8 protein-coding genes and 1 pseudogene are annotated in these 9,472 nt (G+C 67.1%); 4 read left to right on the top strand and 5 right to left on the bottom strand.

What is annotated here, in order from left to right:
* Positions 1-399 (top strand): annotated as a pseudogene (locus B2J89_RS22755) (50S ribosomal protein L3 N(5)-glutamine methyltransferase); the annotation flags it as partial.
* Complete coding sequence (locus tag B2J89_RS10165) at positions 399-2,465, top strand: ABC-F family ATP-binding cassette domain-containing protein (protein ID WP_169168965.1); 2,067 nt, start codon at positions 399-401, stop codon at positions 2,463-2,465. The pseudogene B2J89_RS22755 and the gene B2J89_RS10165, both read left to right, overlap by 1 nt.
* Positions 2,466-2,929: 464 nt before the next feature.
* Here the strand turns inward: B2J89_RS10165 and phbB are convergent, their stop codons facing one another.
* From phbB to B2J89_RS10150, 3 genes are all read right to left on the bottom strand, one after another.
* Positions 2,930-3,667, bottom strand: a complete 738-nt coding sequence (gene phbB, locus B2J89_RS10160) for an acetoacetyl-CoA reductase (RefSeq protein WP_169168964.1) — start codon at positions 3,665-3,667, stop codon at positions 2,930-2,932.
* A 108-nt stretch (positions 3,668-3,775) separates the two neighbouring features.
* A complete protein-coding gene (locus B2J89_RS10155) occupies positions 3,776-4,954 on the bottom strand; it encodes an acetyl-CoA C-acetyltransferase (protein WP_169168963.1) in 1,179 nt (392 codons plus the stop codon).
* A gap of 36 nt (positions 4,955-4,990) precedes the next feature.
* A complete protein-coding gene (locus B2J89_RS10150) occupies positions 4,991-6,685 on the bottom strand; it encodes an alpha/beta hydrolase (protein ID WP_169168962.1) in 1,695 nt (564 codons plus the stop codon).
* 117 nt (positions 6,686-6,802) lie between these two features.
* On the opposite strand from B2J89_RS10150, the gene B2J89_RS10145 reads away from it, so the two are divergent.
* The gene (locus B2J89_RS10145) at positions 6,803-7,114 is read left to right on the top strand and encodes a hypothetical protein (RefSeq protein WP_169168961.1); all 312 of its coding nucleotides are present in this window, start codon (positions 6,803-6,805) and stop codon (positions 7,112-7,114) included.
* On the opposite strand, the gene B2J89_RS10140 is transcribed toward B2J89_RS10145, so the two are convergent.
* Positions 7,034-7,894 (bottom strand): polyphenol oxidase family protein, encoded by an 861-nt coding sequence (locus tag B2J89_RS10140; protein WP_169168960.1) that lies wholly within the window; start codon positions 7,892-7,894, stop codon positions 7,034-7,036. The genes B2J89_RS10145 and B2J89_RS10140 overlap by 81 nt on opposite strands.
* Positions 7,895-7,908: 14 nt before the next feature.
* A complete protein-coding gene (gene maiA / locus B2J89_RS10135; RefSeq protein WP_169168959.1) occupies positions 7,909-8,577 on the bottom strand; it encodes a maleylacetoacetate isomerase in 669 nt (222 codons plus the stop codon).
* A 270-nt stretch (positions 8,578-8,847) separates the two neighbouring features.
* On the opposite strand from maiA, the gene B2J89_RS10130 reads away from it, so the two are divergent.
* Positions 8,848-9,472: fumarylacetoacetate hydrolase family protein (locus B2J89_RS10130; RefSeq protein WP_169168958.1), on the top strand; the 625-nt coding region annotated here is incomplete at its 3' end.

Raw genomic sequence — 9,472 nt, 5'->3', positions numbered from 1 at the left:
GCGCGCATCAACGTCGACCGGCACGGCCTGCAAAAGCGCATCGCGCTGCAGCAGTCCGACGGCCTGGCCGAGCTGCCCGGCCCGTGGGACCTGATCCTCTGCAACCCGCCCTATGTCAACAGCGACAGCATGTCCCAGCTGCCCCCCGAGTACCGCGCCGAGCCCGCGCTGGCGCTGGCCGGTGGCAACGACGGCATGGACTTCATCCGGCGCCTCCTCGCCGATGCCCCCGCGCGCATGAGCGCGCACGCCGTGCTCGTGCTGGAAATCGGCAACGAGCGCGCTTTTTTCGAGGCCGCCTTTGCGCAGCTGCCCGTGTTCTGGCTGGACACCAGTGCAGGCGAAGACCAGGTTCTGCTGGTCACGCGCGAGGCCCTCATCCGTTTTCTTCCCTCTTAATGATCACTCTTAAAAACGTCACCTTGCGCCGCAGCGCCAAGGTGCTGCTCAACGCCGTCAACGCCACCATCAACCCCGGCGAAAACGTCGGCCTGGTCGGGCGCAACGGCGCCGGCAAATCCAGCCTGTTCGCCCTCTTCAACGGCAGCCTGCACGAGGACGGCGGCGACTTCTACATTCCCACGCAGTGGCGCATGGCGCAGGTCGCGCAGAACATGCCCGAAACCGACGAGCCCGCGACCGCCTTCGTGGTCGCGGGCGACACGCGCCTAGCCGACCTCGAAGCCCAGCTGGCCCAGGCCGAGGCGGCAGACGACGGCATGGCGATTGCCCACGCCTACACCGACCTGGCCGACGCCGGCGCGCACGACGCCGTGCCGCGCGCCCAGGCACTGATCCTCGGGCTGGGCTTCAAGGTGTCGGAGCTCGACAAGCCCGTGAACAGCTTCTCGGGCGGCTGGCGCATGCGCCTGCAGCTGGCGCGCGCGCTGATGTGCCCGTCCGACCTGCTGCTGCTCGACGAGCCCACCAACCACCTGGACCTGGACGCCCTGGTCTGGCTCGAAGCCTGGCTCAAGCGCTACGAGGGCACGATGATCGTCATCAGCCACGACCGCGAGTTCCTCGACGCCGTGACCAACGTCACGATGCACATCGACAACGCCCAGCTCACGCGCTATGGCGGCAACTACAGCAAGTTCGAGGAGCTGCGCGCGCAGCAGCTCGAACTGCAGCAAGCGAGTTTTTCGAAGCAGCAGGACAAGATCGCCCACCTGCAGAAATTCATCGCCCGCTTCAAAGCCAAGGCCAGCAAGGCCAAGCAGGCGCAGAGCCGCGTTAAGGCGCTCGAGCGCATGGAGAAGATCGCGCCCGTGCTGGCCGATGCCGACTTCACCTTCGAGTTCAAGGAGCCGCTCAACCTGCCCAACCCGATGCTGGCGATCACCGACGCGGCCTTCGGCTACCTCGGCGACGACGGGGTCGAGACCACCATCCTGCACAACGTCAGCCGCAGCGTGCTGGCGGGCCAGCGCATCGGCATCCTGGGCGCCAACGGCCAGGGCAAGTCCACCCTGGTCAAGACCATCGCGCGCACCATGGCGCCGCTGGCCGGCACCGTGACCGAGGGCAAGGGCCTGTCGATCGGCTACTTTGCGCAGCAGGAGCTCGACGTGCTGCGCCCGCACGAGAACCCGCTCGAGCACATGGTGCGCCTGGCGCGGGAGCTGGGCCCGAGCAGCCGCGAATCGGGCCGCGAGCAGGATCTGCGCAACTTCCTGGGCACGTTCAACTTCAGCGGCGACATGGTCAAGCAGACCGTGGGCAGCATGAGCGGCGGCGAGAAGGCCCGCCTGGTGCTGGCCATGATCGTCTGGCAGCGCCCCAACCTGCTGCTGCTCGACGAGCCCACCAACCACCTGGACCTGGCCACGCGCGAGGCGCTGTCGATGGCGCTCAACGAGTTCGAAGGCACGGTGATGCTGGTCAGCCACGACCGCGCCCTGCTGCGCGCCGTCTGCGACGAGTTCTGGATGGTGGGCCGCGGCGCGGTCGGCCCGTTCGACGGCGACCTCGACGACTACCAGCGCTACCTGCTCGACGAAGCCAAGCGCCAGCGCGAACTGGCCAAGACCGAAGCGGTCGCCAGCGCCGCGGCCAAAGCCGCCGCGCTGGCGACCGCCGCAGCGCCAGCCCCGGTTTCGATAGCTGTCAGCGCAAGCGTGGCAAGCGCTGGCGGCCAAAAAGTGCCTGCATCGACCGACCACAGCGCGCCCCCGGCGCGCGACGCCCGCGACCAGCGCAAGCAAGACGCCCTGGCGCGCCAGCAGCAGGCCGAAAAGCTGCGCCCGCTCAAGCGCGAGCTGGAAAAAATCGACCAGCGCCTGGCCGAACTCGCCGCCGAGCGCACGGCGCTCGAAGAGCGCCTCACGCAAGCCCTGCCGCCGGCCGAGATCGCCGACTGCGGGCGCCGCCTCAAGGCCAGTGGCGACGAAACGGCCGCGCTCGAAGAACGCTGGCTGGAGCTGTCGGGCCAGCTGGAGGCGGCTGCAAGCCCGTCCGCGTAAGCGCGCGGGCGCACTGACCCTGAAAAGCAGCGCAAACCATTGTCCCGGCATGGGTTTTAGCTACATTTTTCATAGCGAAAATAAAAGTGCTTACATAGGCCCAAGCCCTGTTGCATTTTTAGCGGTCATGGGTGTCAACGCCGTCCCGGGCGGCTGCGTTGTAGGTTCATCAACGGAACTACTCCCATGACCATGACCACCATCCTGTCCACCTGGCCCGAAGACGAACGCGACCGCAAACGCGCTCCTGCCCGCTTCTGAGGCCCTTCGCCTGCGCCTCTGCGCAGCCCTTCCGATCCTTTTGACAGAAACGCCCGCAATTTGCGGGCGTTTTTGCGTGGGGTTGCCCCACCATGCGCTAGCCGCCTGCTGGCGCAGCGCCATCAAAAAAGCCGCTCCCAGCATGCGGAGCGGCTTCAAGGTACGGGAGGGGGCGCCCCCGTTGGCACCCGCCCTGCGCGCAGTCAGCCCATGTGCAGTCCGCCGTTGACCGAGAAGTCGGCGCCGGTGGCGTAGCCGCCTTCGTCCGATGCCAGCCACGCGATGATGGAGGCGATCTCGCTGGGCTCGCCCAGGCGCTTGACCGGCACGGTGGCGACGATCTTTTCAAGCACGTCGGCGCGGATGGCCTTGACCATGTCGGTGCCGATGTAACCCGGGCTCACGGTATTCACCGTCACGCCCTTGGTCGCCAGTTCCTGCGCCAGCGCCATGGAAAAACCGTGCATGCCGGCCTTGGCGGCCGAATAGTTGGTCTGACCGGCCTGGCCTTTTTCGCCATTGACCGAGCTGATGTTGACGATGCGGCCCCAGCCCTTTTCAACCATGTCGGCCACCACCTGCTTGGTGACGTTGAACATGCTGTTGAGATTGGTCTCGATCACGGCGTCCCAGTCTTCGCGGGACATTTTCAGAAACATGCGGTCGCGCGTGATGCCGGCGTTGTTGACCAGCACATCGATGCTGCCGTGCTCGGCCTTGGTCTTGCTGAAAGCCTCGACCGTGGAGTCCCAGTCGCCCACGTTGCCCACCGACGCGTGGAAGGTGTAGCCCAGCGCCTTTTGCTCGGCCAGCCATTTGGCATGGTCGCGCGTGGGACCGCAGCCTGCGACAACCGTGAACCCATCCTTGTGGAGGCGCTGGCAAATGGCGGTGCCGATGCCCCCCATGCCGCCGGTGACATACGCTACTTTTTTGCTCATCTTGATCTCCTCTTGTTGGATGCTGGGACCGCTCCCACTCTAGCGGTCTTCGGCGCGCCGGCTGTCCACGTAAACACGGAGGCGCGCGGCCCCACAGGCGCCGTTTGCTCAGCGCTCGAGCGCCAGGGCCACGCCCATGCCGCCGCCAATGCACAAAGCGGCCAGGCCTTTCTTCGCATCGCGGCGCTGCATTTCATGCAGCAGCGTGACCAGGATGCGGCAGCCCGACGCGCCGATGGGGTGGCCGATGGCGATGGCACCGCCATTGACGTTGACCTTGGCCGGATCGATGGCGAGTTCCTGGTTCACGGCGCAGGCCTGGGCGGCGAAGGCTTCGTTGAGTTCGAACAGGTCGATGTCGGACGCGCTCCAGCCCGCGCGCTGCAGGGCCTTGCGCGTGGCAGACACGGGGCCCATGCCCATGGTGGCCGGGTCCAGGCCGTTGGTGCCAAAGGACGCAATGCGCGCCAGGGGGGTGAGCCCCAGGGCGGCCGCCTTCCTGGCGCTCATCACCACGACAGCGGCAGCGCCGTCGTTCAGGCCCGAGGCGTTGCCCGCCGTCACGCTGCCGGCCTTGTCGAAGGCCGGGCGCAGGCTGGCCAGCCCCTCGGCATTGGACTTGCGGTTGATGAATTCATCGGCGTTGAAGACGATGGGGTCGCCCTTTTTCTGCGCCAGGCGCACGCCGACGATCTCGTCAGCGAAGCGGCCCGCGTCCTGCGCGGCCGCCGCTTTCTGCTGGCTGCCCAGGGCCAGCGCATCCTGCATGTCGCGCGTGATGCCGTACTGCTTGGCCACGTTCTCGGCGGTGATGCCCATGTGGTACTGGTTGTACACGTCCCAGAGGCCGTCGACGATCATGGTGTCGACCATCTTCCAGTCGCCCATACGCTGACCATCGCGCGAGCCATTGAGCACATGGGGGCTGGCGCTCATGTTTTCCTGGCCACCGGCCACGACGATTTCGCTGTCGCCCGTGGCCACCGCCTGGGCTGCCAGCATCACTGCCTTCAGGCCCGAACCGCAGACGGCGTTGATGGTCATCGCCGGGGTTTCCTTGGCCACGCCGGCCTTCATCATGGCCTGGCGCGCGGCGTTCTGGCCGACGCCCGCGGTGAGGACCTGGCCCATGATGACTTCACCCACCTGGTCCAGGCCCACGCGCGCGCGCGCCAGCGCTTCCTGGATCACGATGCTGCCCAGCTCGGTGGCCGGGGTCTTGGCCAGCGCGCCGCCAAACTTGCCCACCGCCGTGCGGGTGGCCGAAACGATAACGATGTCTTCCATGGTGTGGTCCTTGTGTAAATGGGTCGGCGCCGGAGATCAGGCCTTCTGCTGGACGTAGCGGCCAGGCGCAGGCTCGATCGCCTTGAATTTTGCCCCTTTGCCGTAGGTTTTGGGTGCCGGGATCTGCGCGCCCGCATGGGCTTGCAGCCAGGTGCTCCAGTCGGTCCACCAGCTGCCGGGGTGTTCTTCGGCGCCCTCCAGCCAGGCGTCGAAGGTCTTGGGCAGCTTGCCGTCGGCGCGGATCCAGTGGCTGCGCTTGTTCTTGGATGGCGGGTTGATGACTCCCGCGATGTGGCCCGAGGCCCCCATCACAAAACGCTTGGGGCCCGGCAGCACCTGGGTGGAGGCATAGGCGGCACCGATGGGCACGATGTGGTCCTCGCGCGAGCCATAGATGTAGGTCGGCAGCGTCAGCTGGCTCAGGTCCAGCTTTTCGCCGCACACGGTCAGCTTGCCGGATTCGATGAGCTTGTTTTCCAGGTACATGTTGCGCAGGTACCAGGCATAGAAAGGTCCGGGCAGGTTGGTGCTGTCGCTGTTCCAGTACAGCAGGTCGAACGGCGGCGGGGTCTCGCCCTGGAGGTAATTGCCCACCACGTAGTTCCAGACCAGGTCGTTGGGGCGCAGGAAGCTGAACGTGGAGGCCAGGTCCTTGCCCTGCATCATGCCGCCCTGGCCCATCTGCATTTCACGGAAGCGCACGGACGCCTCGTCGATGAAGACGTCGAGGATGCCGGTGTCGGTGAAGTCGATCAGCGTGGTCAGGAAGGCGGCGCTGGCCACGGGCTCGCGCCCGCGCGCCGCCAGCACGGCCAGGGCGTTGCTCAGGATCGTGCCTCCCACGCAAAAGCCCAGCGCGTTGATCTGCTCGGCGCCCGAGATCTGCTGCACCACGTGGATGGCCTCGATGGCGCCGTCCTCCACATAGTGGTCCCAGGTCTTGTCCGCCATTGACGCATCGGGGTTGCGCCAACTCACGACAAAGGTGCGCTGGCCCTGGCTGACCGCATAGCGGATCAGCGAGTTGTCGGGCTGCAGGTCGAGGATGTAGAACTTGTTGATGCACGGCGGGATGAGCAGGAAGGGCCGCTCGTACACCTTGGCCGTGAGCGGCTTGTATTCGATGAGCTGGAACAGCTCGTTCTCGAACACCACGGCGCCCTCGGTCGTGGCCACGTTGCGGCCCACTTCAAACAGGCTCTCGTCGGTCATCGAGACGTGGCCCTGGCGCATGTCGCGCAACAGGTTCTGCAGGCCCTTGGCGATGCTCTCGCCCTGGGTTTCGATCGCCTTTCGCTGCGCCTCGGCGTTGAAGGCCAGGAAGTTGCTCGGCGCCATGGCGGCCAACCACTGCTCCACGCCGAAGCGGATGCGTGCGCGGGTCTTGGCGTCGGCGTCCACGGCCTCGGCCAGGCCCATGAGCGTGCGCGCGTTGAGCAGGTAGGTGGCGGCAGAAAACGACGCCACCGGGTTGCGCGACCAGCCGTCGCCGCTGAAGCGCTTGTCTTGCGCTGCCACCGGCGCTGCGCCCTGGCTCCACAGCTCGCGGATCTGGTCGAGGTACTGCTGCTGCAGCGTCTGGATCTTTTCGGGGGCGAAGTGCACGGGCGCAGGCAACTGGGGGGCGCCCACATCGACACCCTGGAAGGATTGCAGCGCACGTGACCAGCTTTCGCCGAAAATCTGCTGGAATTGCTGGGCACTTTGGTCCCAGAGTGAATCAGAATCCATGCTGCCTCCTTTGGGTGCGAAGAACCCGCTCACTGTGCGTGGTTGCCACCCGATTGTTGCCGAGCACTCGGCTATGGTAACGCTCCAATCCCTTTCTTTTCCTTACGTGGACCGCTGATGTATCTGGTCGTTATCGCGTGGCTTTACGTCACCATCATGATGGCCGTGGCCGAAGCCACGAGCACCACGGGCTCGCTGCTGGGCGCCGCCATCACCTTTGTGCTGTATGGCCTGCTGCCCTTGTCCATCGTCGTGTACATCCTCGGCACGCCGGGGCGCCGGCGCGCCATCCACGCGCGCGAGATGGCCGAGCGCGCAGCCGCCGCGCAGGAGGCCTCGGCTGCGGCTTCAGCCGATCCAGACGCACGCGGCGAAGCGCCCGCTGCCGCCGAGGGCGGCACTGTCGCGCCGGTGCGAAAAGAACCTTGAAGGGTTCGCCACCGTGCACCAGGCGGCGCTGCTGTCGTTGCCATAGACCGCGCTGACGCCGAGCGCATGCAGGCGCTGGCGCGCCAGCGCCGCCAGGTCGGCCAGGTATTTGCCGGAACCATGCGGCCGAAAGTGCTGCGCCGCCGCGCCGTCGTGCGCGCAAAAGGCGGCGTGCACCTCGGCGCCTACCTCAAAAGCCTGCGGGCCGATGCACGGGCCGAGCCAGGCCAGCGTGTCGGTTGCAACGGGCACTTGCTGCGGCTGCACGGGCGGTGCATTCACTCCATTTTTGATAGCTGCTTGCACAGACCCTGCAAGCGCCAGGGCCGAAAACTCCCGGAAAACCGCTTCCAGCACGCCGCCCTCCTTCCCTCCTGCCAGACCACGCCAGCCGGCATGGGCTGCGGCCACGGCACGGCCCTGGCGGTCGGTCAGCAGCACCGGCAGGCAGTCGGCCACCATGATGGTGCAGACCTGCCCAGGCGCGGTGGCCACGCAGGCATCGGCGCAGTTGCCATCCTGCAGGCTGGCCCCCAAGGCGAGCACCCGCGTTCCATGCACCTGCTGCAGAAATATGGCATGCGCCCCCGGCGTGGCAGCGGCCAGCGCCGCCTGCAGCACGCGCCGGTTGGCCTGCACGGCAGCCGGGTCATCGCCCACATGGCCCCCGAGGTTCAGGCTGTCGTACGGCGCCGCGCTGGCGCCGCCGGCGCGCGTGGTGCACAGCGCATGCACATGGGCGGGCGCGGGCCAGTCGGGGACCAGCCAGTCGAGGTGCATGGCAGGCCTTGGGCTCACGCTTCGGCGTCGGGGCAGGCCGAGGGCTGCGCCTGCTGGAAAGCCGGCAGGGCCATGCAGCCATCGAAAGCCGCGAGCGTGCGCGGCAGGCCGTCCAGGTTCACATGGAAGCGCTGGGCATTGAAGATCTGCGGCACAAGGCAGCAGTCGGCCAGCGTGGGCGTGTCGCCCCAACAGTACTGCGACGGCGCCTGGCATGCGGATTCGCGCTCCTGCGCCAGCAGGGCCAGCTGGCGCTCGAAGGCTTCGAGGCCGCTGCGCACCCAATGGTGGTACCAGGCGTTCTTGGCGTCGTCACCGACCTTGATCTCGTGCACCAGGTATTTGAGCACGCGCAGGTTGTTGAGCGGATGGATCTCACACGCCACCATCTGGGCCAGCGCGCGCACGCGTGCGCGCTCCAGCGCGCCGCCGGGCAGCAATGCGGGTGCGGGGTGGGTTTCATCGAGGTATTCGATGATGGCCATCGACTGGCCCAGGGTGTGGCCGTCGTCCGTTTCGAGCGCCGGCACCAGCGCGTCGCCCAGCCGCGCCGCATAGGCGGCCTGCCGGTGCTCGGCGCGCACCAGGTGCACGGGCACATAGTCGTAGGGCAGGCCCTTGAGCTGCAGCGCGATGCGCACGCGGAACGAGGCCGAGGAGCGAAAGTAGTTGTAGAGCTTCATGGGGCGTCCTGTAAAGGCGGTGGAACAGAATTGGGCGCTGCGCCGATGGGTGCGTGGTCCGCACAGCCCCACAGCCAGCCGGCCAGCCACCCTGCCGGCCCGGCACCGCGCCGGCAGCGGCCCTTCACCCGCCAGTGCCGCGCGCCGCCCGTCCAAGCGGGCTGCCATGGCCGCGAGTGTATCGGGCCCATGGCACACTGCTGCGTGCTTGCGCACGCGCGGCCTCGCCGGCGACGCACCCCTTCCACCCATTGACGCAGAAAGTCCCGCATGAGCTATGTATTTCCTCCGGCCCCGGTGGCCAGTGTTCCCGTGGTTGGCACCAGCGAGCGTTTTCCGGTGCACCGCATCTATTGCGTGGGCCGCAACTACGAAGAGCACGCCAAGGAAATGGGCTTCACCGGCCGCGAGCCGCCGTTCTTCTTCATGAAACCGGCCGACGCCGCCCTGCCCGTGAACGCGGGCGAGACCGGCCAACTGCCCTACCCCAGCCTGACAGCCAACCTGCACCATGAGATCGAACTCGTCGTGGCGATCGGCAAGGGGGGCAAGAACATCGCGGCGGCCGATGCGGCCCAGCACATCTTTGGCTACGCCGTGGGTCTGGACATGACGCGGCGCGACCTGCAGAACGAGATGAAAAAGCAGGGACGCCCCTGGTGCATCGGCAAGGGCTTCGAGCACAGCGCCCCGATCGGCCCGATCACGCCCGCGGCGCAGGCCGGCGATGTGCAGAACGCCGCCATCTGGCTGCAGGTCAACGGCGCAGACCGCCAGCGCAGCACGGTGGCGCAGCTCATCTGGAACATTGCCGAGACCATCGAGCACGTCTCGGCCGCCTGGGAGCTGCAGCCCGGCGACCTGATCTACACCGGCACGCCCGAAGGCGTGGCCG

The sequence above is a fragment of the Acidovorax sp. SRB_24 genome (assembly GCF_012931925.1).
The sequence above is the reverse complement of the archived record's forward strand: the minus strand, read 5'-3'. Positions and strand labels throughout refer to the sequence as shown.